A 22,816-nucleotide genomic window follows, 5' to 3' on the forward strand; every position below is an offset into this window, starting at 1 on the left:
AACGTAAGTCCATAGTATTGGCTGTATTCCAGGTCATAATGGCGGCTCCGATTGGACATCATTCTTGATGCCCAATAGTGTTACCTATGTCCTGATACAGGTGTTACCCATGTCTCACGTCTATACAGCGACGCAAAAAAGGCAGGTAGCCGCCGGTCTACCACCGGCCTACAAGCCTAAAACCAACTCCAGCTAGTAAATCAAAGATAACGCGTGATCACAAAAACCTGCCCAATCAAATCGGCACAGAGTACTTTCGGCACTAACCGTGTTAACTCCTGGATTCCCGCCTGCGCGAGAATGACGATAGTAGAGGTGCGGCTTAAACTACGTATTGAGCTTAATTAAATATCAAATCAACCGCCAAACCGCAAACAACAACAACGTATAAAACGCCGCCACAATATCATCCCACATCACTCCAAACCCACCCTTGATATGCTGATCAAAATAAGCAATAGGCGGCGGCTTAGTCATATCAAAAACCCGGAACCAAAAGAACGCCCAGCATTGGGTACTAAAACTAGCCGGCATAATAAACAGCAACACCAACCACATAGCAATAATTTCATCCCAAACCATACTGCCATGATCGGACACTCCCATCGCACGACCAGTCCGGTCACAAACAACAATGCCAAGTAAAAAACCTAAGACGATAATCCAGGCCCAATGTGCTTCCGTAAACACAGTCGGCCAGCGATGGCTTAATACATTAAATGCAATCCAGCCAAACAAAGTACCGGCCGTGCCAGGCATGATCGGAGATAAACCACTTCCAAAACCCTGCGCAATAAAATGGCTGGGATCCGACAACATAAAAACCGCAGTAGGCTTGATTTTTTGCGGTGGGTTAACTGAATCTTGGCTCATGAGCTGAAATGATCAAAGGATTGATGCGATAAAGAAAGCGGCTGGTTGTTTGCATCAACAATCCGCAAACCTGCTTCTGCTTCTATATAACCGATGCGAGTAACTACAGTATCCGCTTGTTTAGCTGCCGCCAATACCGCGCTACGCTGTGCGCTTGGCGCTGTAAAACACAATTCATAATCATCACCGCCAGCTAACGCGTATTCGCGGCATAACGCGGTATTTTGCTGCGCTAATATTGGACCAAAAGGCAAGGAATCGCACCACAACGTTGCGCCTAATTGCGAGCGTTTTAAAATATGCCCCAAGTCCCCAATTAATCCATCCGACACATCGATCGCCGCATGGGCAATACCGCGCAACGCTAAACCTAAGGTAATTCGCGGGCTGGGCTGATGCAGGCGCAATGCGGCTTGCTGATGATCGGCCTCGGATAATGCCTGCTGCTTTAAATAACCCGCCAATGCGAGTCTGGCGTCGCCTAAGGCACCTGACACCCAAATATCATCACCCGCTTGTGCGGCATCACGGCGTAATGCCTGCCCGATAGGAACTTCACCGAACACAGTAATGCAGATGTTGAGTGGGCCTTTGGTGGTGTCACCGCCGATTAACTGGCAGTGATGCTGCTCGGCCAAGAAAAACATGCCTTCGGAAAAATCACGCAACCAGTCGGGCTGCACTTCAGGTAGCGCTAAGGCCAGCGTAAAGGCACGCGGTTCGGCGCCCATGGCGGCCAGGTCGGATAAATTAACGGCTAAGGATTTATGTCCCAACATGCGTGGATTGGCGTCGGCGAAGAAGTGTCGGCCAGCGACTAACATATCGGATGAAATGGCTAATTGCATGCCGACGCGTGCCGACATTAAAGCACAGTCGTCGCCGATACCTAAGGGAATATAGGATGGCGACGACTGGCGCTCGGTGAAATAGTGTTGGATAAGTTCAAATTCAGACATTCGGGCATTTTACAGCCAAAATACCAGTCTGCTAATCAATGCGCCGCCAATAATTAACCAGACAAATAAAATCAACGCTAACAATAATGGCTTGGCTCCGGCTTTACGTACAGCAGATAAATGAGTGGTTAAACCTAAGGCTGCCATCGCCATTGCCAACAATATCGTATCAATCTGAACCAGAACATGTGTTAGCTGAGCGGGCAAGATATGGAGTGAGTTAACCACTGCCATACCGATGAATAAAAAGGCAAACCAAGGAATGGCTAATTTTGGCTTGCCAGGGGTATCAGCATCAGCAGAAGCTACGTTAGACGCACCATTAGCAGCAGATTTTCTAGCGAAATACAGCGACAACATCAACAAGAACGGTGCCAACATCATCACACGTACCATTTTAGTAATTACCGCCACATCTTCCACTGCAGGATTAATGCTGCGCCCTGCTGCCACTACTTGCGCCACTTCATGAATGGTAGAACCCGCATAAATACCGAAGGCATTCGCGCTGGTTGCCAGCCAATGCCAATCTAAATTCAGCTGATATAAATAAGGATACAAAAAAATCGCAATGCTACCGAACACCACGACAGTAGAAACCGCCACGCTTACTTGTTCCGGTTCGGCTTCCACTACGCCATCGGATGCCATAATTGCAGCAGCTCCGCAGATGGAACTACCGGCACCAATTAAAATCACGCTTTCAGGGTTTAATTTGAATAGTTTAATACCGATAAACAGTGCTAACAAAAATGTCGAACCAAGCACCAATACATCACTCGCAATCCCTGCCACGCCGACACCGGCGATATCTTGCAAGGTCAATCGGAATCCGTACAAAATAATGCCGAAGCGGAGTAAATTATGCTTACTCAATCCAACACCAGCCATAAATGTAGGTTCAACTTTTTTGTACCAAGTATTACCCAGCACCATTCCCAAAATAATCGCGATGGTAAGTGCACTAAATCCGTGACTTTGTAAAAAATCAATATCGCCCATAAAAGAAGCTAGGAAAGCAATTACTCCGCATAAAATCAGACCGGGTATCAATCCGGGATTCAAGCTTTTATAACGAGCTGGCAACATAATAATTCCAATTCATTGAATAGTATGTTGATAGTGTATGGCAACACAATCTGAAAATAAAATGACTTATTTTTGTATAATTAAGTTACCAATCAACTTAATAAGCTCTTTTCAAGGCCCCCATGCATCTCACCCTAAGACAACTACAAATCTTTATGGCGGTAGCCGAATCCGGTAGCACGACGGCGGCAGCGGAGCTGGTTTGCTTGACCCAATCGGCATCCAGCGCAGCATTGCGCGAATTAGAAAACTTGCTGAGTTGCCATTTATTTGATCGGGTTGGGAAACGTTTGATACTCAATGACAATGGCCGTCAATTATTACCGCAAGCGCGGTTAATGTTAGATGCGGCGGCCAATATTGAACAGCAATTTCTACCCGGAACATCGGCAAATATCTCTGGTTTAAAAATCGGCTCCAGTACCACTATCGGCATTTATTTATTACCAAGTATTTTGGCCAAATACGATGCCGGGCTCCATGCCCAACCAACCAAAATTACCATCGCCAATACGCTGGACGTCGCCAACCTGGTCGCCAACTTTGAAGTCGATGCGGGCTTTATTGAAGGCCCTTGCCATCAGACTGACTTGATTATTGAGCCTTGGTTAATGGATGAATTAATTATTGTCTGCTCACCACAACATCCAATTTTAGCGGGGCAAGGATCAAACAAAATTGACTTGGTTACTTTACGCGAAGCTGGCTGGTTATTACGTGAGCGCGGTTCCGGCACCCGGGAAGCGGTTGAACAAGCTTTATTGCCGCAATTGCATTTTTTAAATCCGAGCATTGAATTCAGCAATTCTGAAGCGATTAAATATGCGGCAGCGGCTGGTTTAGGTTTGGCCTGTTTATCGCGTTTAGTGGTGCAGGATTTACTTCATAGCGGCCAATTGGTTGAGCTCTCTACCTCGCTACCCAAATTGCAGCGGCATTTTTATTTGCTGACAGCCAAGAAAAAAATAGTCTCGGCACGGCTCGCCGCGTTATTGGAATTTTGTCGGGGTTGGACGTCCGTGTAAGTTTTAATTGAATTGAGTAACATTTGCAGCTAAATTGAATTTTGCAATGAAGCAATTAATTTTGTTGAAAAACTGAATTAATGCTGAACTACAGCTGAATTACTACTAACTCAATTCGATAAAAAACTCGCTCACCAATCTTGTTTTTATGCGCCCAGACTTTATTAGTGTTCAATTAATCAATACCCAAGGGCCGCACCTCAAGCTAACGCTCACTAGCAAGTTGATGGCAGCGGTACTGCTGGCCTTTGCTATGCTGTGCACAGGCGATTACCTGATCAGCTACCGAACACTGGAATCCACTGTTTTAAAAAATATCCTCACTACAGTAAGTCAAAGCTCACAACTGATTAATGCAGCCGTCGCGTCGGCTGCAAATGGCCACGAAAATAAAAATGGTTTGCATACCCTGCAAACCTTCTTCTCTGAAATGCTGACGCCTAATGGCAACAGCGGCATTGTGTATATAGCCGTACTGCGTGCCGATGGCACGGTGATAATGAATACCAGCGCCACCCAAGTAAGCTTGCCAGCGCCAGATCTACCAGAAAACTACGCTGCCGCCGCCAAGCGCGGGATGCTGCATGTGCGCGATAACGTATTACTAGAAAATAATGAGGTCGGCTTTCTGCAATACGGACTTGCTACCGGTGACTTGATGGAAGCAATGGCGCAAAGCCAGCGTAATTCATTGATTTTAACCACCATTGTGATCTTGCTGAGTTTCGTCGCACTGAGTCTGTTTGGGTTGAAGATCACGCGCCAGCTCTCTGCGCTCAAGCATGCGACGCAAGAGATAGCCGACGGCCACTATGAGCTCAAAATGCCGGAAATTGGCGATGATGAATTAGGCGAAGTGGCACACAACTTTAATCTGATGTCAGAGGCAATTGCTGCCAAGGTACGTGAAGTATCCACCTTAAATCATGAGCTGGAACAACGGGTCGATCAACGCACTTCGGATCTGCATTTAGCGAACCAGAAACTGGAAGAGAATATCAAGGAGCTGGAAAGTACCCGCGACAGCCTGGTGAAATCAGAAAAACTCGCTAGCTTGGGCGCGATCGTGGCTGGCGTTGCGCATGAAATCAATACGCCAATCGGCAATGCGCTAGTCACCGCCAGCACCATCAGGGAGATTGTGGACGGTTTTTCAGCGCAGGCAGCGACCGGAAAAATGACCCACAGCGCGCTCAATAACTTCCTCAACCAATGCAAGGAAGGCAGCCATTTGGTTGAACACTCGCTTGCCCGCGCCTCAGAACTGATCCAAAGTTTTAAACAGGTTGCCGTTGACCAGTCTTCCGAACGGCGCCGCAGCTTTAATCTGGCGGAAATGGTACGGGAAACGATCACCACCTTGCGGCATATTTACAAAAACACCAACTTCACGCTGGAAAATGATATTCAAGCCAACATCGTCATGGATAGCTTTCCCGGCGCGTTAGGCCAGGTGATTACCAACCTGTTGAACAATGCGTTAATTCATGGCTTTGAAGGACGCGAACAAGGCAAAATGCTGATCAGCGCGGAGCGTCTGGTGAATAATTCAGTCCGAATCTGTTTTTCAGATAATGGCAACGGGATTGCGGTAAGTAACCTGAAACGTATCTTCGATCCGTTTTTTACCACCAAATTCGGTCAGGGCGGAAGCGGATTAGGGCTGAACGTGGTGGATAATATTGTGCACCGAATTCTCGGCGGCTCGGTGTACGTTGATTCACAAATCGGCTTTGGAACTATCTTTACGATTGAAATTCCATTGAATGCGCCGTTTGTTGAAGCAAGTTAATTGGACTTAATTTATGAGCTAAATCGGAGATATTTAAATAAAATACCCCCGTATATAATTATTAAAAAATTTTTAATCTGGAAATTCTTTCATCAAAAATGCTTCCAAACCAGCATTGTCCGCCGGACGCGCTGACAGCGGCACCACACGTCCCAAACGTTGCGACTCCCAATTAAAGTCACCGGTGTAATGCTCACGAATTAATTCGATCATTTTCCGGATAATAGCCAGCTTCACATCCCCACCAATCCCTGCATCCACCTCATAAGTTTGATGACTGCTTTGGCGCGGATCATTAGTCCAGCCACGGAACGAGAAGCTTCCGTTTTGTACACCTTTGCGCAAAATCTGGAATACGCCGTTAGTACCTTTACGGCTGTAATTAGCCGCTTGAATATTGGCTTTAATTCGCGCCATGGCAATGTCATTTTCAGACGGGCCGTTACTGGCAGCTTGCGCTTCACTATTTTGTTCTGCTGCCTCAGCTTCGGAAGCTCGACGGCGTTCTCTGGCCGCTGCAATTTGGCTCATGGTATCCACAACGGGAGGAGCTGCCACCGGCGAATTGGTCGGTGGGCTAACTACGGCTTGCGGAGCGGCAGCAATGGCATTGGGATTACGCGGCTGTTTTTGTTGTTGCTTCTTTTCAGGCTGAGTTTTAGCAGGTTTAGGTTTTTGAGCGCCGTCCTTTTTACCCTGTAGATCAAAGAACACCAGTTGCCCAGCTTCTTCACCTTGCTTTAACGGCGGCTCAGTTTTGTTCAGCAATAAAAAATAGATGACAATCAAATGTACCAGTGCCATAAAAATAATGGCAAACAGGTTGCGGCTACGCTGATGCGGATACAACTCGTCTTCAAAATCGCTGACTAACGGTTTTTTTGAAATCGTAAAACCAAATTCCAACGTGCCCCAGCTCATATTCAATAGAACAGTATCAATAGAAGCAGTTCGCTGTTTGGCAATGCTAAAACGTGGTAACACTAAACACTCCTGCCAATGACTGGCTTAAACCGACTCATTTTGGTCCGATGAGATTTATCAAAAGTACAGCATACCGAATTAGGTTGCGCATATGGAGCCAAGCTTTGCTTATCAATTAATCCAGCAAAGCCAAACAGGACAAAATTATCAACCAAAACCCAGCTAACTGGATAGTTATTTAGCCCGTTTTACTGTATTTCGTTACAAAATAGAGGGAGTTTGGCAAGCTTGGATTGAAAAAATCATATCGTTTTATTGGCAGATGGTGAAAATCCGGTGGCACCGGACTAAACGCTTAGAGCGCATTAAAATCTTCTTTCCCACCATCACAATGCGGGCATTCCCAGTCTTCGGTTAAATCATCCCAACGCGTTCCGGCCTCGACTTTGCTTTCCAGACAACCCTTGGCTTCGTCATAAACATAACCGCAAATCGTGCAAATGTAGGATTTATACTCTTGTTTAGGTTTATGTTTAAAAGTAGGAAACATCGCTTGCCTCACTCTGAAATAAATCATTTTTAAAAAACTGCCCCAGCGCCATTACATCCTAATTAAATTCCTTTTGAGTTTCAATAATTAAACAGACAAAAACAACAAGAAGAGTATTAACCATCTTCATTAATCGTCTTCAAAGTAATCAATCGGTAATTCAACTATGTTAATCATACATAACAAGTAGCAATTTAGAGGATTCTCTCTGATAGAATCATAGGTTCGAGACAATAATTATTTTAATGTAAAGAGTGGATGAAGAAAATAAGCATTCACCATGCGCTTCTAGAATAGAAAGATTAATACCAATGGATACACATTCAGATAAAGCCGAGCAATTACGTTGCGCAGCACTGGAATACCACGAACACCCGATCCCCGGCAAAATCAGCGTCACCGCGACCAAGCAACTCACCAACCAACGCGATCTGGCTCTGGCTTATTCACCCGGTGTAGCAGCTCCCTGCGAAGAAATCGTTAAAGACCCAGCCAATGTATTTAAATACACCGCACGCGGCAATTTAGTCGGCGTAATTACCAACGGCACTGCCGTGCTGGGCCTGGGTAATATCGGACCATTGGCCTCAAAACCGGTGATGGAAGGTAAAGGGGTATTATTTAAAAAGTTTGCCGGCATTGATGTGTTCGATATTGAAATCAACGAATCGGACCCCGACAAATTGTGCGACATTATCGCTTCGCTGGAACCGACTTTCGGCGGAATTAATCTAGAAGATATTAAAGCGCCGGAATGTTTTTATATCGAACGCAAACTGCGCGACCGAATGAAAATTCCGGTATTCCATGATGACCAACATGGCACTGCCATCATCGTTGGCGCAGCAATTTTAAACGGCTTGAAAGTCGTTAATAAAGACATCAAAAAATGTAAATTAGTCGTCTCTGGCGCAGGCGCTGCGGCGTTGGCTTGCCTTGATTTAATCGTCGATTTAGGCTTCCCGATTGAAAACATTTTCGTCACCGATTTAGCCGGCGTGGTCTACAAAGGCCGCACCGAATTAATGGATCCGGACAAGGCTCGCTTCGCACAAGATACTAGCGCGCGCACCTTGGCAGAAATCATTCCCGGTGCCGATGTGTTCCTCGGTTTATCTGCGGCTGGCGTGTTGAAAAAAGACATGGTCAAGCAAATGGGCGAACGTCCGTTAGTGATGGCATTAGCCAATCCAACGCCGGAAATTTTGCCTGAAGAAGTGCGCGAAGTACGCAGCGACGCCATCATCGCAACTGGCCGTTCTGACTATCCCAATCAGGTCAATAACGTGCTTTGTTTCCCGTATATTTTCCGTGGTGCGTTAGATTGCGGTGCTACTACCATCACGCGAGAAATGGAAATTGCAGTAGTTCATGCGATTGCTGAATTAGCTCAGGCCGAACAATCCGATGTGGTCGCTACGGTGTACGGTTTTACCAATTTAAGCTTCGGTCCGGAATACTTAATTCCAAAACCGTTTGACCCGCGACTGATGATGAAAATCGCGCCCGCAGTTGCTAAGGCGGCGTTTGAATCTGGCGTAGCAACCCGCCCTATCGCCGACTTGGAAGCCTATGCAGAAAAACTGCAGCAGTTTGTCTACCATAGCGGCACGTTCATGAAGCCGGCGTTCCAAATCGCCAAAAATGCGGCCGACACAAAAAAACGTATCGTATTCGCCGAAGGTGAAGATGAACGCGTATTGCGCGCTGTGCAAATTATTGTCGATGAACATTTAGCCAAACCGATTTTGGTTGGTCGTCCAAGCGTGTTGGATAAGCGCATTGAAAAATTCGGATTACGGATTAGAGCTGGCGTTGATTTTGAAGTCATCAACCCGGAGTTCGACGAACGCTATCGCGATTATTGGGAAACCTATTACGAGCTCACTGCTCGCCAAGGCGTCACCCAGCAATATGCAAAACTAGAAATGCGTCGCCGCCACTCATTAATCGGCGCCATTATGATCAAAAAAGGTCACGCCGACGGGATGATCTGCGGCACCTTTGGCACAACCCATTTGCATTTGAAATATATCGATCAGGTGCTAGGCAAACGCGAAGGCGTGAATGTCTACGCAGCGATGAATGCGCTCATCTTGCCAGACCGGCAGATAATTATGGTCGACACGCATGTCAATGAAAATCCCAACGCTGAACAGATGGCTGAAATCACCATTTTGGCAGCCGAAGAAATGCGTCGTTTTGGTATCACGCCACACGTAGCATTGCTGTCCCATTCTAATTTCGGTTCCAGCAATAGCGAATCAGCTCAAAAAATGCGCGACGCTTTAGCGATTATCCGCCGTGATGCACCCGACCTGGAAGTGGACGGAGAAATGCATGGCGACTCGGCATTAGATAGCGCTTACCGCAAAAAAAGCATGCCAAGCTCAACCTTAAAAAGCAATGCTAATTTATTAGTGCTGCCGAATATTGATGCAGCTAACATCTCTTACAACTTGATCAAAATCGCTGCCGGTAACGGAATTGCCATCGGCCCGATTTTGTTAGGATGCGCCAAACCGGTACATATTTTGACACCGTCTGCTACGGTACGTCGGATTGTGAATATGACTGCTTTGTGTGTGGTGGATGCGGTAGCTCAACGCTGAAGTAAGTAGTGAATAAGCTGTAAATCAGCTGAAAATAAAAAAGCCGAATCACACCGTTGATTCGGCTTTTTTACTTAATTCAATGGCATCAAGCCAATACTATTTCAAACCTATTGTAACGATGATTTTATTTTGAGCTATAATTTTGTAACTACATATTTGGAGTTATCACATTGTTTTCATGAGATAAAGCAAAGAACGAGAGCAACATTCGTAAACATGACATCAGCTTTGACCTTGCCAAGCTCGTATTTAATGATCCCCTCCATGTCACGCGGCAAGATCGCGTTGAAAACGACGAATCACGATGGCAAACTGTCGGCATGGTTGGTGGTGTAGTGATGCTATTGGTAGCACACACTTGGCAAGTAGCAAAGGATGGAGCGGAACATATTCGCATCATATCGGCGCGCCAGACAACAAAACTAGAAAGGAAAATTTATGAACAAGATTCCTGAATCCCTGCGCAAGGAGCTTGCCGCATTGGCGGCAAAGTCCGAGCATGAAATCGACTTCTCCGACATCCCCGCAACCAAGCAGGAAGAGTGGGACGGTGCTGTGCGTGGAAAATTTTACCGCCCCATAAAGCAGCAATTAACAGTACGCATCGACTCGGACGTATTGGAATGGTTAAAGAGTCAGGGTAAAGGTTATCAAAGCCGTTTAAACGATATTCTGCGAACGGAAATGCTGAACAAACTACGGCGCTGATGATACCTTTATCCGCTACACATTATGAGTAGTGCTGAACATAAAGCACACAAACTTCATGCCCCGCCCTGCTTTTTTAGCTCTGTTAGTGGTACAGTAATTCCCTTGATGATAGGAGGGACATAATGGACGACCTGACTCAACTAGCCACTAAAGTTGGTGTGCTACTCACCGAAAAGAACATCTTGTTAGCCACCGCTGAGTCTTGTACCGGCGGCGGGGTAGCACAAGCCGTCACCGAGATTTCCGGCTCGTCGATCTGGTTTGAATGCGGCTTCATTACCTATTCCAATTCGTCCAAATCGGAGTTGCTCGACATCTCACCTGCCTTAATTGCCCAACACGGCTCGGTCAGTGAAGAAATTGCAGCGGCTATGGCTGAAGGCGCATTAGCTAATTGTGAGGCACATGTAGCCTTAGCGACTACCGGCATCGCTGGCCCACTTGGTGCAGTGCCCGGCAAACCGGTCGGCACTATCTGCTTCGCCTGGAGTATGAATGGTAAAACCCACACCGAACGGCTACTGTTTAGCGGCGACCGTAAATCGGTACGCGAACAAACTGTGGTGCATGCATTGAAGGGATTGTTGCAGTTTTTGAGTTGAGCATATTTAGTATTATTTTATAAATATCAGCTAATAGCTAATTATCTAATGGGATTAAATAATACTCCCTAACAATATGCTTTCCCCTGCTCTAAAAGCCATTGAATGCGTTAAATATTCAAAAAATAAAGGGAGTAGTTGAATACTCCCTTTATTCCATCAATATCCGCAAAATATCGACTCAATAAGAAAACGGCTGCTTCAAACTCACCAAATCTACCTGCACAGTATTCGTGTCGTCGGTCAGCCAAAGCTGGCCGTCTTGTATCGTGCATTGCAACTGCATGTTCCGTTGCGCCATTTTTTCTAACGCTTGAGAAGTCGCCACCGGCACATTCCATACCGTTAAATTCTTGGCGCGCTCTAGACGATTGCCGAGGCCTTGCCACCAAATCGCACTATTGCTGGCGTAGCTGTACACCAAGACTTGCTCTGCGCGTCCGCAGGCTTTCAACAAGCGGCGTTCATCGGGCTGCCCTACTTCTATCCACTGTTGAATTGCGCCGGTGTAATCTTTATGCCAAATATCAGGCTCTTCAATGTCGGACAAACCTTTTGCAAACACTAGGTTTTCACTGGCATTTAAGGCAAATGCCAGCAAACGCACCATCATCCGCTCATCCGTTTCAGAAGGATGTCGTGCCAGAGTGAGCGAGTGCGCCGCGTAGTAGTTTCTATCCATATCGGATAGTTGTAATTCGACTTTATATACAGTTGATTTGAGTGCCATTAAATAAGGTAAAAGGTGAAGTGAGTAATAAACAAAGCTCGGTATTGTCGCATAGGCTGACAATATCCCACTTATATTTCCTCAAGTTCATTCTATAATCCTAAAAGCAACTGAACTGCGTTGCCATCTATTTACTTCAATATTTACCTCGACTTTCCCTTGCGAATTAACTACCAATTCTTCACAGGAGCAGCCATGAGCGTCAAATCACCACCCGCCGGATTTCATAGCATTACCCCAGCTTTAGCCATCAAAGGCGCAGCACGTGCCATTGAATTCTATAAAGAAATATTTGGCGCCGTTGTCGTCAGCCGCTATGCCAGCCCGGATGGAGTCGTTGGTCATGCTGAGTTAAAAATCGGCGACTCGCACATTATGGTCAGTGATGAATACCCCGATTTTGGATCAGTCAGTCCCTTGTCGCTTGGCGGCTCACCCGTCACCTTCATGCTCTATATGGATGACGTAGATAGCGTGGTGGAATGCGCAGTGGCAGCAGGCGCCACGTTGCAACGTCCGGTTGCCGATCAATTTCACGGCGACAGGACCGGCACCATTACTGATCCATTTGGTCATAAATGGACTATTGCCAAACATATTGAAGACGTCAGCTCAACTGAACTATCCAAACGCGCCCAAGAACTATTTGGCATGTCACTCACCAAAGATTAGCCCAAACGATGTCATGCGGCCCGCCTAGTTGACGAGCCGCATAAGTTTTGCGTCAGCATTAATTGTCAGCTTGTTCTATAATTTCAGTAATTACTGAAAATTGGAAAATATGATGAGCATCACACCACTAACACCGCTGTCACTACGTTTCATCTCACATTTCGGTGAAATGGGTAGCCGTTGGGGCATTAATCGCACCGTCGGACAAATTTATGCTTTGCTATATGTACAAGGTAAAGCATTAAATGCCGATGAAATCGCCGAACATTTAACTTTTTCCCGATCCAACGTCAGCATGGGATTAAAAGAACTGCAATCGTGGCGACTAGTTAAATTGCTGCATAAACCCGGCGATAGACGCGAATACTTTGAGCCACCTCAAGACATTTGGGATATTTTTAAAGCATTATTGGAAGAACGCCGTCGCCGCGAAATCGAACCCACTTTATCGATGTTACGCGATGCCTTGTTAGAACAACCAACAAATGAGGCTGACCAAGTTGCGCAACAACGCATGCGCGAAATGTATGATTTGATTGAATTATCCAGCTCGTGGTTTGATGACGTGCAACGGCTTTCACCAGAAACCTTAACATCGCTCATGAAAATGGGATCAAAGGTTAAAAAATTGTTAGATGTACGTGAAAAATTTCGTTTTTCAGGGACCAGCAATGACACCGTTATCAAGTAAAAACCTATTGCCGCACTGGTGTACGCATTGGCGCAACCATTCACTCAAATGGGAGATCACGATTGCCTTAATCGTAAAAATTTCCCTATTGTGGCTATTGTGGCAGTTCTTTTTCTCTGCACCGCAAGCCAAACATATGCACCTGCCTGAGCCGCAGGTCTCGCAACATTTATTGTCTGGCACTCCCCTCCCTTCTCCACAACCAGCGAGTACTCCAAAATGATTGATGAAGTCGTTGCACTTTCGCGCTTGCAGTTTGCGGCCACCGCCATGTATCACTTTTTGTTTGTGCCACTCACCCTCGGTCTGTCATGGATTTTGGTGATTATGGAAGCAACCTACCTTATGACCGGTCGTGAAATTTATAGAGACATGACCAAATTTTGGGGCAAATTATTCGGCATTAACTTTGCCATGGGAGTCACCACGGGTATCACCCTGGAATTTCAGTTTGGTACCAATTGGGCTTATTACTCGCACTACGTTGGCGATATTTTTGGCGTGCCGTTAGCGGTAGAAGGAATGATGGCATTCTTTCTTGAGTCCACCTTCGTCGGGCTGTTCTTTTTCGGCTGGTCACGCTTATCCCGCGTGCAGCATTTTGGCGTGACCTGCCTAGTCGCTCTCGGTTCCAGCCTTTCTGCGTTATGGATTTTAATTGCCAATGGCTGGATGAATAATCCGGTCGGCGCTGAATTTAATTTCACCACCATGCGCATGGAACTAACCAGCATTCAAGAGGTTATTTTTAACCCGGTTGCCCAAGTTAAGTTTGTACACACTATTGCAGCAGGTTATGTCACGGCGTCGATGTTTGTACTAGGTATTTCCGCCTTCTATTTATTAAGAGCACGCGATACCGCTTTTGCTTTACGCTCGTTCGCCATCGCCGCCGGCTTCGGGCTAGCAGCTACGCTATCGGTTATCGTGTTAGGCGACGAATCCGGCTATACCGCTGGCGAAGTAAACAAAGTCAAACTGGCAGCAATCGAAGCTGAATGGGAAACCCAACCAGCACCGGCCGGGATTACCTTGTTTGGCTGGCCGAATGACAAAACCGAACGCACCGATTACGCGATAAAAATTCCCTACGTATTAGGACTAATCGCTACCCGTTCTGTCGACACGGAAGTCAAGGGAATTAAAGATCTCAAAAAAGAACATGAAGTACGAATTCAAAACGGCATGTTGGCGTATGGCGCTTTAGTAAGATTAAAAGCTGGCGATCTTTCCGCGCGTCCAGAATTTGAACAGACACAACATGATTTAGGTTATGGCTTGCTACTTAAAAAATACACCGACAACGTAGTCGATGCCACACCAGCACAAATTACTAAAGCGGTCAACGACACCATTCCCAAAGTTGCACCGTTATTTTGGTCATTCCGCTTAATGGTTGCGCTGGGTTTTTTATTTCTGTTTATTTTTAGCTGCTCCTTTTACCTGCTGATCCGCAAAAAATTAGCAGAAAACCGCTGGTTATTAAAACTTGCCGTAGTGAGTATTCCATTACCTTGGATTGCCGCCGAACTGGGCTGGTTTACCGCCGAATATGGCCGCCAACCGTGGACTATTGCCGGAATTTTACCTACCCATTTATCCGTATCCAATCTGCCGGCTTCCAGCTTGTACGCTAGTCTGGCTGGCTTCATTGTGTTCTATACATTACTGCTAATTATTGAACTATTCTTAATGCAGAAATATATACGCTTAGGCCCATCTAGCCTGCATACCGGCAAATACCATTTTGAAACAAAGGTTGCGACTAACCTTCCAACCAAGGATGCCCCATGATTTTCGATTATGAAACATTAAAGGTAATTTGGTGGGGGATTATCGGCGTCGTTATTATTGGTTTTGCTGTGACTGGCGGCTTTGATTTGGGGGTAGGTATGTTGTTGCCGTGGGTAGGTAAAACCGATGATGAACGCAGGGTATTACTCAACTCGGTCGGCCCAACCTGGGAAGGCAATCAAACCTGGTTTATTACCGCTGGCGGAGCCACCTTTGCCGCTTGGCCATTAGTTTATAGTGCGGCTTTTTCTGGTTTATATACCGCACTGTTATTACTTTTGTTTACGTTCATATTGCGACCAGTTGGCTTTGACTATCGCAGCAAACTAGCGGATCCACGCTGGCGCTCTTGCTGGGATTGGGGCTTATTTATTGGGGGTCTGGTGCCAGCCTTAATCTTTGGTGTAGCTTTCGGAAATCTGTTAATCGGCCTGCCATTTGATTACGATATGTTTATGCGGGTAACGTATCACGGTGGTTTGCTTGGCCTACTAAATCCCTTTGGTTTATTAGCCGGACTAATTTCAGTTGCCATGTTGCTGATGCACGGTGCTTCTTTTTTACACACCAAAACCGAAGGAGCTATTGCCAACCGCTCCAAACATGTCGCCAGTGTCGCGGCCATCGTTAGTGCCGCGCTTTTCATTGCAGGTGGTTTTTGGGTCAGTCATCTCGATGGCATGCGTATTCTTACTATGCCTGATGCAAATAGCGCTTTCGTACCAGCAGCAAAAACCGTCGCACTTGCCACCGGCGCATGGTTAGATAATTATGCCCGCTGGCCATTGTTATGGGCGCTGCCAACTACAACTATTCTGCTCATGTTGCTATGCGCGTTGGGGAATAAATTGAACTATGCACGTAGTGCGTTTATCGCTAGTGGCTTGGCTGTGACTGGCATCATTCTTACCGCTGGCGCGTCACTGTTCCCGTTTATCATGCCATCCACCATGGCGCCCAATAACAGCCTCACCGTTTGGGACGCAGTTTCATCGCACCGCACATTAAGCATCATGTTTTGGGTCACACTCGTTATGGTGCCCATCATTGTTACTTACACTAGTTGGGTATATCGGATTATGCGCGGCAAAGTAACCGTGGAGCATATCCAGGAAAATCAACATTCGTCATATTAATGACTAAGTTCAATTAACCTTAATTAAGGAAAACTATGTGGTATTTCTCTTGGATTTTAGGACTAGGTCTGGCCGTTGCATTCGGGATTATTAATGTCATGTGGCTAGAAGCCGATTACGCTTTTGGTGCTCGTGACGAAGACACAACACGGGAACGTTTTGAGGCGGCTCAACAGCAGGCTACGCTTAAAAATGATTGATAAGTAATTAAAAAACAGTAATTCACCGCAACTCATATTCAACGCACAACGCCACTATGTAACAGTGGCGTTTTTTTACTTGACTGGACTGCCTTCACTTACTTACACTCTCACATCCACAGTTGATTGACAAAAGGGTTACACCTATGCCGCCATTTCGCTTAAAGCCCCTTTTTTTGACCACGCTCATGTCACTGTCAGGCCTTAGTTATGCTGAACCTGTTCTCGTCGCAAGCAATACAGTCACTAAAGAAATAAGCATTCCTGAAGCCATTCCGGCCGCAACGAATCTTCATTCACTTGCATTTAAACCTGATGATTCCCCAGAAATCCAAGAAGCAGATTTATGGAATCGAATTCGTCAAGGTTACGGCATTCCGAATCTAGATAATTCTTTGGTCACTAGCCAACTGAATTGGTATAGCGCCCGCACAGACTACATTCTTCGCACCACCGAACGTGCCTCACGTTATCTGTATCATGTAGTGGAAGAGTTAGAGAAACGTGGCATGCCGACTGAACTAGCGTTGTTACCGTTCATTGAATCAGCATTTAATCCGCAAGCCATGTCCACTGCCAAAGCCTCTGGCATGTGGCAATTTATCCCATCTACCGGCCGCGATTTCAATTTAAAACAAAACATGTTTAAGGATGAGCGACGTGGAGTGCTAGATTCCACCGACGCGGCTTTAAATTATCTACAAAAACTATATGACATGTTTGGCGATTGGCAGTTAGCATTAGCAGCGTATAACTGGGGCGAAGGTTCGGTACAGCGCGCAATTAAAAAACAACAGGCGGCAGGTTTGCCAATTGATTTTGACAGCATGTCTTACTTAATGCCGAAAGAAACGCAAAATTACGTACCGAAGCTGCAGGCAGTTAAAAACATCATCAGCAATCCTGAGTTCTTTAACATTGCATTGCCAAAAGTAGATAACCAGCCGTATTTTGCCAGTGTCGATAAAACCCGCGATATCGACGTTCGTGTTGCCGCCCAATTAGCCGAATTAACCGTTGCTGAGTTCAAACAACTCAATCCCCAATTTAACCGCCCAGTAATTACTGGTAACGCAGATACTAAAATATTACTCCCCGCCGACAACGTAGAAATCTATAAATACAATTTAAGTAAATGGGAAGGTCCGCTTTCAAGCTGGACTGCTTACACAGTCGGTAAAAATGAACGCATTGAAAGCATTGCGCGACGCGTTGGGGCGCAAGCTAGCGTACTCAAAGATGTCAATCAAGTGCCAAGCAACATGATGGTCAAAGCAGGTTCTACCCTGTTAATTCCTAAATCCTCACAATCAGCAGATAACGATATTTCACAACGTGTGGTTGATAATGCCAGTCTGACCATGACGCATGACAACACCAGAAAAATCAATGTCACTGCATCCAAAAAAGATTCGTTGACAGCGCTTGCCAAGCGTTACAAGGTTTCTACCGCTCAAATTAAAGAGTGGAATAATTTGAAGTCAGATACGCTTAAGACTGGTCAAAAATTGCAAATTGAAGTCGCTGCTGCACCATCCAGACGTAAAAACACCCGTGTTGCTGCAATTTCCACACCTAAAAAAGCAATTGCTGTGAATAAGCAAACTAAAAAAATTACTGTCGCACAAAATAAAACACACAAGCAACCGGGTTAATTAACTAGATTAATTGTGTGCACATAAAAAAAGCAGCCTAGGCTGCTTTTTTTATGTTGGCAATAATGTACTTATTTAGCTAACGGGTGATTGATTTGCATCACCCAGTAACGCGCCAAGTCAGCAGTTCCATCTGCGCCCTGCACAGTGCTCAGCTGTTTAATGGCCTCATCTTTTTTACCTGCCCAGTAATACACAATACCAAGGTGCAATTTAGCATCTTCAAGGTTCGTTAAGCCGCCTTTACTAATACCTTGTTCAATCAGGCTAATGGCTTTATCAAACTGACCGGCGGTTGCATATGCCATACCCAGATTAACTAAACCAGCGCCACCTTTGTTTTTATTGGCACTCGCTTCACCTTGCTGCATAGTTTTCAAGTCATCTTCTGCATGTTTGTTGGCAGTCGCTAATAAGCTCGCGTGCTTTTTAGCATCAGGGCCTTTATCCAGCAAGCCAGCAGCAAAACCTTCATCTAAAGCTTTTTTAGCTTCAGCAGGCAAACCAGCGCGCGTCGCAAGTTCCGACATGTCAGTATAGTCTGCTGCCACGCTCATTAACGCTAATTCTTGCTTTAAACGGTAGACATCCAACGCCAAACGGTCAGAGTAACCAGGCTTGCTATGAAGCTGGGACACTAAATATAGCCAGTTTTTAGAATTAGGGTAGTAACTGTTTAATTGTTCCAGTGCTTTTAATGTGCCCTCTTTATCATTCAACAGCCCCATACAGCTTAATAATAATTTGAGATTTTGCTCACTAGGAACATGACCAGCGGCTATATCGTCTTGAACTTCAGCGGAAATACCTTTAAATGCAATGGCATAATCTTTATTTAAATAACGAGCCTGGTTCAAAACTATTTTAGATCTTGGATCGGTACCACCCTCAGCCAAATAACGCTCCATCCATGAAATGGTCAAAGGATAGTTAGATAACTGAAAATAAAGCTGGCTGATTGCTTGAATCATGTTCAATTGATCAGCGCGCACCAAATAGTGAGCACCAACCACCGCTTCAAATGCTTGTGCAGCTTTAGTTTTATCGCCGGATGCCATCAGGTAATTACCACGGCTACGCTCTACGGCATAAGTTTCATATGACGTTTTGTTAGCAATAGCATCTGTTTCAGCTAATTTGGCTAACGCATCAGGATAATTTTTAGCTTCAAATAAGACTTGCGCGGCAGCTAAAGATTTAGAAATTTCAGGGCGCAGTGTTTCTGCCGGTGTTGCTGCCGAAGCTGCTGGGGTTTCAGCATACGCGCTGGATAATAGCAAAGTTGAAGCGGCGGAAAGCCCTAATACAACTGCAATTGCGCTAAGACGGGCATTACGAAATTTTGTCATTTTTCACTCTTTTTGAATTGGATACAAAAATCGGTAGGAAAGCCTACCGATTTTCACTATGCGATTTAATCACTAGCTTACGCAATGATTACGTCGATAAACATTTATTTCAATGGGCGATTAGCTTGAATCATCCAATAGCGTGCTAAATCAGCGGTACCGTCTTTGCCTTCAACTGTTTTAAACATTTTGACAGCATCCGCTTTTTTACCAGCCCATAAATAGGCTATACCTAAATGCAATTTAGCGTCGTCAGGACGGCTCAAGCCATCTTTCGCAATACCTTGCTCCATTAAAGCGATCCCTTTAGGGTATTGACCTGAGACTACGTAAGCAAAGCCCAAGTTAACTAAGCCAGTACCTTCTTTGGCAGCATTTGCATCTGCCTCAGCTTGTGGCAATGCCTTTAAATCTGCTGCTGCGTTTTTTGCAGCCAAATCTTTCAGACGTTGATGACGCGCAGCTTCAGGACCTACACCAAAAACACCGGCTTTATAGCCTTGATCAATAATTTTTTGCGCTTCAGCTGGCAAACCAGCTTGCAATGACAATTGCGACATTTCCATGTAATCATTTACGGAAGCAAGTTGACCGAGATCTTGTTTCAAACGATACACGTCAAGCAATAAGCGCTCTGAATAACCAGGTCTGGCTGGCAGACGGTTCAACAGGTCTTTCCAATATTCTTTTTTAGGATAGTAAGTAGTCAATTTCTCCATGGCGCCGACATAACCTGCTTTGTCATTCTTCATGCAGTTTGCCAACATTTGCAAATCGCCTTCGGCTGGAGTACGACCCGCTTTTTCTTCCGCACGAACATTCGCTGAAATTTCTTTAGATACTTTTGAGCAATCGCCATTTTGGAAAGAAATTTGCGTCATCATGGCGCGGATTTTTGGATCATCTCCGCCTTCTGATAAATACCGTCCATACCAAACCGATGCTTTAGGCAGATTATTCATGCTGTAGTAACTGCCGCCTAACGATTCATACATCGCCAGTTTTTGCGGGCCACTCAAGCGTCCGGAACTTACTACGGCTTCATAGGCTTTCACCGCAGTTTCTTTGTCGCCTGCCGCCATTGCGTAAGAACCGCGAGTACTTTCAATTACATAGCTTTCATACGCCGTTTTTCCAGGAACAGCATCAGCATCGCGAACTTTACCCAATGCCTCTTTATATTTTTTGGCCTTTGCCAACTCGCTCGCTTCATGCAAAGCAGTACCAATTGCAGGTTTGACTGTTTCAGCTGCCTGTGCAAACGCAGCGGTTGGAACCATGCTTGAAACTGCGGACAAACCTAAAGCAGCAATGAGCACTCCAAAACGGGCATATCGAAATTTGGTCATTACTTTTACTCTTTATAAGAAGTTTAAATGTGAAAAAATCGGCAGGATAATCCTGCCGATTTTCATTTATTAGTGACACAGCAAGTCTCAGCGATTGTATAAGCCATATCAGAAAAACTCAACAAGCTTTTACACTGTTACTTGACTGGAAACGGCAGTATTGAATCAATTTGTAAGTCGCTTAATGAGCAACTCATTTAACAACTTATTTAACAAACTAATTAATCCACAAACTGTTCATTCCCAACCATACCAATCTTAGTCACACCAAGACGTTGCGCTGCTGCCATCACGCTAGCCACCGTTTTATAGGCCACCAACTTGTTTGGACGCAAATGCATTTCCGGCTGATCTGGTATCGCCGCCACTGCACGCATATGCTCTTCTAATGATGCGTGATCAGGTATAACGTTACCGTCCCATAAAATCGTGCCATCAAAATCAATGTCAATGTTGACCACAGTCGGCGGTGCTACTTGCGGCGGCGGTGTGCCATTCGGCATATTCAAATTCACAGCGTGATTTTGAATCGGGATAGTAATAATTAGCATAATAATCAACACCAACATCACGTCGATTAACGGCGTCATGTTCATTTCAATCATTACATCGGGTTCAGACGAACTACCCGAGCTTATGTTCATTCCCATCTTTTCTCCTCGAACTTTCTTTTCCTTTTTACTCACTAGCCTCGCTCCTTGGCAAAACTAGTGAGGGGCACCTGTAGTTAGTGTCTTGCTGGGGGTTCCAGCACAAAACCAACCTTGGCGATCCCGGCACGCTGCGCTGTTAAAATTACTTTACCCACAAATTCGTAACGCGCATTTTGATCGCCACGAATATGTACTTCCGGTTGCGGTACTAAGACCGAGACCTTCTTGAGCTTTTCCAGTAATTCATTGTTATCAGCGAGTTGTTTCTGACCCCAGAATATTTCGCCGTCTTTATTTACCGACAGATCGATGTCTTCAATATGGGTCTTAAACAGTTGGTTCCGTTCACTTGGCAACTTCACCGGAATGGTGTGGGTTACCACTGGAACCGTGATCAGGAAAATGATCAGTAACACGAGCATAACGTCAACAAGTGGCGTTGTGTTGATGGTACTGTTTACCTCATCTTCACCATCCCCATCTGGGGAACCGATTGCCATTGCCATAATTTAACCTGCTTTTTTCATGTTTGTGCGACCAACTTCTGATGTGCTCATCGCACCGCTGATCAACACTAAATGTAAGTCTGCGCTGAAGGCACGAACTTCTTCCATCGCTGATTTATTGCGACGTACCAGGAAGTTGTAACCCAACACAGCTGGAACAGCAACGAACAAACCGAACGCGGTCATGATCAACGCTTCACCAACTGGACCCGCTACTTTATCGATCGATGCTTGACCGGCGATACCGATTTTGATCAACGCATTGTAAATACCCCAAACGGTACCGAACAAACCAACGAACGGTGCTGTAGAACCAACTGTCGCCAAAAATGCCAAGCCATCTTGCAAACGGCTTTGTACTTTTTCAACTGCGCGTTGAATTGACATGGTGACCCATTCGTTCAAGTCGATTTTTTCTAACAACGAACCTTCGTGGTGCTCAGAAGCTTTTGAGCCGATTTCAGCGATAAAGCGGAATGGGCTGCTTTCTTTCAAGCTAGTGATACCTGCTGGTACTGAAGCGGCTTTCCAGAATGATTTTTTTGCGTCCGATGCTTGGCCGCTCATTTTGTATTGGTCGATCATTTTAGTGATCAGAATGTACCAGCTACCCATCGACATGATCGACAGAATGATCAACGTACCGCGAGAAATAAAATCGCCGCCCTTCCATAACGCTTCTAAGCCGTATGGATTGTCAACAGATTCATTGGTCGCTTCTGGTGTTGCTGCGGCTGCAGCTGGTGCTGCGGCGTCTGGTGCTGGTGTAGCTACTGCTGGTGTTGCGGCAGCTGGGGCTGCAGCGGCTGGTGTATCGGCTGGCGCTGCTGCTGCAGCTGGTGTATCGGCGGCAAAACTAACGGCACTGGCGGACAATGCGATCGCCGCGATAAGTGCTGAGAGGGATAAAGAGACGCGGTTTTTCATAAAAATACTTCCTT

Annotated in this window: 24 protein-coding genes; 13 read left to right on the plus strand and 11 right to left on the minus strand. The window is 45.7% G+C overall.

The window, feature by feature from the left end; all coding sequences use genetic code 11:
* Nucleotides 1-351: 351 nt before the first annotated feature.
* The 3 genes from S2091_RS08695 to S2091_RS08705 are packed head-to-tail and all read right to left on the minus strand — an operon-like array spanning nucleotide 352 to nucleotide 2,921.
* Nucleotides 352-873, minus strand: a complete 522-nt coding sequence (locus S2091_RS08695; RefSeq protein WP_243405363.1) for a phosphatidylglycerophosphatase A family protein — start codon at nucleotides 871-873, stop codon at nucleotides 352-354.
* Entirely contained in the window at nucleotides 870-1,832 is a 963-nt protein-coding gene (gene thiL, locus S2091_RS08700) for a thiamine-phosphate kinase (protein ID WP_105531424.1), read from the minus strand. The genes S2091_RS08695 and thiL overlap by 4 nt, the downstream gene beginning before the upstream one ends.
* A gap of 9 nt (nucleotides 1,833-1,841) precedes the next feature.
* Nucleotides 1,842-2,921, minus strand: a complete 1,080-nt coding sequence (locus tag S2091_RS08705) for a YeiH family protein (RefSeq protein WP_105531425.1) — start codon at nucleotides 2,919-2,921, stop codon at nucleotides 1,842-1,844.
* Nucleotides 2,922-3,043: 122 nt separating this feature from the next.
* Here S2091_RS08705 and S2091_RS08710 point away from each other — a divergent pair, with 122 nt between their 5' ends.
* Nucleotides 3,044-3,946: a LysR family transcriptional regulator gene (locus S2091_RS08710; RefSeq protein ID WP_105531426.1), complete on the plus strand. Its 903-nt coding sequence runs from the start codon at nucleotides 3,044-3,046 to the stop codon at nucleotides 3,944-3,946.
* 148 nt (nucleotides 3,947-4,094) lie between these two features.
* Complete coding sequence (locus tag S2091_RS08715; RefSeq protein ID WP_105531427.1) at nucleotides 4,095-5,738, plus strand: sensor histidine kinase; 1,644 nt, start codon at nucleotides 4,095-4,097, stop codon at nucleotides 5,736-5,738.
* Nucleotides 5,739-5,810: 72 nt separating this feature from the next.
* Here S2091_RS08715 and S2091_RS24455 read toward each other — a convergent pair whose 3' ends face one another.
* Together S2091_RS24455 and S2091_RS08725 are read right to left on the minus strand one after the other, a co-directional pair.
* Nucleotides 5,811-6,722, minus strand: a complete 912-nt coding sequence (locus S2091_RS24455) for a hypothetical protein (protein WP_243405364.1) — start codon at nucleotides 6,720-6,722, stop codon at nucleotides 5,811-5,813.
* A gap of 295 nt (nucleotides 6,723-7,017) precedes the next feature.
* Nucleotides 7,018-7,212 carry a rubredoxin gene (locus tag S2091_RS08725; RefSeq protein ID WP_105531428.1) on the minus strand — a complete coding sequence of 65 codons (195 nt, stop codon included), beginning with the start codon at nucleotides 7,210-7,212 and terminating at the stop codon, nucleotides 7,018-7,020.
* Nucleotides 7,213-7,523: 311 nt separating this feature from the next.
* Here S2091_RS08725 and S2091_RS08730 point away from each other — a divergent pair, with 311 nt between their 5' ends.
* The 4 genes from S2091_RS08730 (at nucleotide 7,524) to S2091_RS08745 (ending at nucleotide 11,140) form a co-directional block, all read left to right on the plus strand.
* On the plus strand, nucleotides 7,524-9,824 hold the full coding sequence (locus S2091_RS08730) for an NADP-dependent malic enzyme (protein WP_105531429.1): 2,301 nt from the start codon (nucleotides 7,524-7,526) through the stop codon (nucleotides 9,822-9,824).
* A gap of 224 nt (nucleotides 9,825-10,048) precedes the next feature.
* Nucleotides 10,049-10,282 (plus strand): BrnT family toxin, encoded by a 234-nt coding sequence (locus S2091_RS08735; RefSeq protein ID WP_423828235.1) that lies wholly within the window; start codon nucleotides 10,049-10,051, stop codon nucleotides 10,280-10,282.
* Nucleotides 10,266-10,535, plus strand: coding sequence for a BrnA antitoxin family protein (locus S2091_RS08740; RefSeq protein ID WP_105531431.1), 270 nt, complete (start codon nucleotides 10,266-10,268; stop codon nucleotides 10,533-10,535). The genes S2091_RS08735 and S2091_RS08740 overlap by 17 nt, the downstream gene beginning before the upstream one ends.
* Before the next feature lie 125 nt (nucleotides 10,536-10,660).
* Nucleotides 10,661-11,140 (plus strand): CinA family protein, encoded by a 480-nt coding sequence (locus tag S2091_RS08745; RefSeq protein ID WP_105531432.1) that lies wholly within the window; start codon nucleotides 10,661-10,663, stop codon nucleotides 11,138-11,140.
* Nucleotides 11,141-11,321: 181 nt separating this feature from the next.
* Here the strand turns inward: S2091_RS08745 and S2091_RS08750 are convergent, their stop codons facing one another.
* Nucleotides 11,322-11,870: a YaeQ family protein gene (locus tag S2091_RS08750; RefSeq protein WP_105531433.1), complete on the minus strand. Its 549-nt coding sequence runs from the start codon at nucleotides 11,868-11,870 to the stop codon at nucleotides 11,322-11,324.
* Nucleotides 11,871-12,065: 195 nt separating this feature from the next.
* Between S2091_RS08750 and S2091_RS08755 the strand changes: the two genes are divergently transcribed.
* The 7 genes from S2091_RS08755 to S2091_RS08780 all read left to right on the plus strand — a co-directional run bounded on the left by S2091_RS08755 (nucleotide 12,066) and on the right by S2091_RS08780 (nucleotide 18,018).
* Nucleotides 12,066-12,542 carry a VOC family protein gene (locus tag S2091_RS08755; RefSeq protein ID WP_105531434.1) on the plus strand — a complete coding sequence of 159 codons (477 nt, stop codon included), beginning with the start codon at nucleotides 12,066-12,068 and terminating at the stop codon, nucleotides 12,540-12,542.
* A 109-nt stretch (nucleotides 12,543-12,651) separates the two neighbouring features.
* Nucleotides 12,652-13,233, plus strand: coding sequence for a GbsR/MarR family transcriptional regulator (locus S2091_RS08760; RefSeq protein WP_207769661.1), 582 nt, complete (start codon nucleotides 12,652-12,654; stop codon nucleotides 13,231-13,233).
* A complete protein-coding gene (gene cydP / locus S2091_RS23835; protein ID WP_133166883.1) occupies nucleotides 13,214-13,456 on the plus strand; it encodes a cytochrome oxidase putative small subunit CydP in 243 nt (80 codons plus the stop codon). The genes S2091_RS08760 and cydP overlap by 20 nt, the downstream gene beginning before the upstream one ends.
* Nucleotides 13,453-15,027 (plus strand): cytochrome ubiquinol oxidase subunit I, encoded by a 1,575-nt coding sequence (locus S2091_RS08765; RefSeq protein WP_105531436.1) that lies wholly within the window; start codon nucleotides 13,453-13,455, stop codon nucleotides 15,025-15,027. Before cydP ends, S2091_RS08765 begins: the two co-directional genes overlap by 4 nt.
* On the plus strand, nucleotides 15,024-16,163 hold the full coding sequence (gene cydB, locus S2091_RS08770) for a cytochrome d ubiquinol oxidase subunit II (RefSeq protein WP_105531437.1): 1,140 nt from the start codon (nucleotides 15,024-15,026) through the stop codon (nucleotides 16,161-16,163). The genes S2091_RS08765 and cydB overlap by 4 nt, the downstream gene beginning before the upstream one ends.
* Nucleotides 16,164-16,198: 35 nt before the next feature.
* Nucleotides 16,199-16,363 (plus strand): cytochrome bd-I oxidase subunit CydX, encoded by a 165-nt coding sequence (cydX, locus tag S2091_RS08775; protein ID WP_105531438.1) that lies wholly within the window; start codon nucleotides 16,199-16,201, stop codon nucleotides 16,361-16,363.
* 188 nt (nucleotides 16,364-16,551) lie between these two features.
* Entirely contained in the window at nucleotides 16,552-18,018 is a 1,467-nt protein-coding gene (locus S2091_RS08780; RefSeq protein WP_105531573.1) for a transglycosylase SLT domain-containing protein, read from the plus strand.
* A 71-nt stretch (nucleotides 18,019-18,089) separates the two neighbouring features.
* Here S2091_RS08780 and S2091_RS08785 read toward each other — a convergent pair whose 3' ends face one another.
* The 5 genes from S2091_RS08785 to S2091_RS08805 all read right to left on the minus strand — a co-directional run bounded on the left by S2091_RS08785 (nucleotide 18,090) and on the right by S2091_RS08805 (nucleotide 22,802).
* Nucleotides 18,090-19,367 (minus strand): tetratricopeptide repeat protein, encoded by a 1,278-nt coding sequence (locus S2091_RS08785; RefSeq protein ID WP_105531439.1) that lies wholly within the window; start codon nucleotides 19,365-19,367, stop codon nucleotides 18,090-18,092.
* Nucleotides 19,368-19,471: 104 nt separating this feature from the next.
* Nucleotides 19,472-20,716 carry a tetratricopeptide repeat protein gene (locus S2091_RS08790; protein ID WP_243405365.1) on the minus strand — a complete coding sequence of 415 codons (1,245 nt, stop codon included), beginning with the start codon at nucleotides 20,714-20,716 and terminating at the stop codon, nucleotides 19,472-19,474.
* 221 nt (nucleotides 20,717-20,937) lie between these two features.
* On the minus strand, nucleotides 20,938-21,366 hold the full coding sequence (locus tag S2091_RS08795) for an ExbD/TolR family protein (RefSeq protein ID WP_207769662.1): 429 nt from the start codon (nucleotides 21,364-21,366) through the stop codon (nucleotides 20,938-20,940).
* A gap of 77 nt (nucleotides 21,367-21,443) precedes the next feature.
* Nucleotides 21,444-21,875 carry an ExbD/TolR family protein gene (locus S2091_RS08800; RefSeq protein ID WP_105531440.1) on the minus strand — a complete coding sequence of 144 codons (432 nt, stop codon included), beginning with the start codon at nucleotides 21,873-21,875 and terminating at the stop codon, nucleotides 21,444-21,446.
* Nucleotides 21,876-21,878: 3 nt separating this feature from the next.
* On the minus strand, nucleotides 21,879-22,802 hold the full coding sequence (locus S2091_RS08805; protein WP_105531441.1) for a MotA/TolQ/ExbB proton channel family protein: 924 nt from the start codon (nucleotides 22,800-22,802) through the stop codon (nucleotides 21,879-21,881).
* Nucleotides 22,803-22,816 lie beyond the last annotated feature (14 nt).

Origin of the sequence: Solimicrobium silvestre, assembly GCF_002976435.1 — a bacterium.
GTDB classification, from domain to species: Bacteria; Pseudomonadota; Gammaproteobacteria; order Burkholderiales; family Burkholderiaceae_D; genus Solimicrobium; species Solimicrobium silvestre.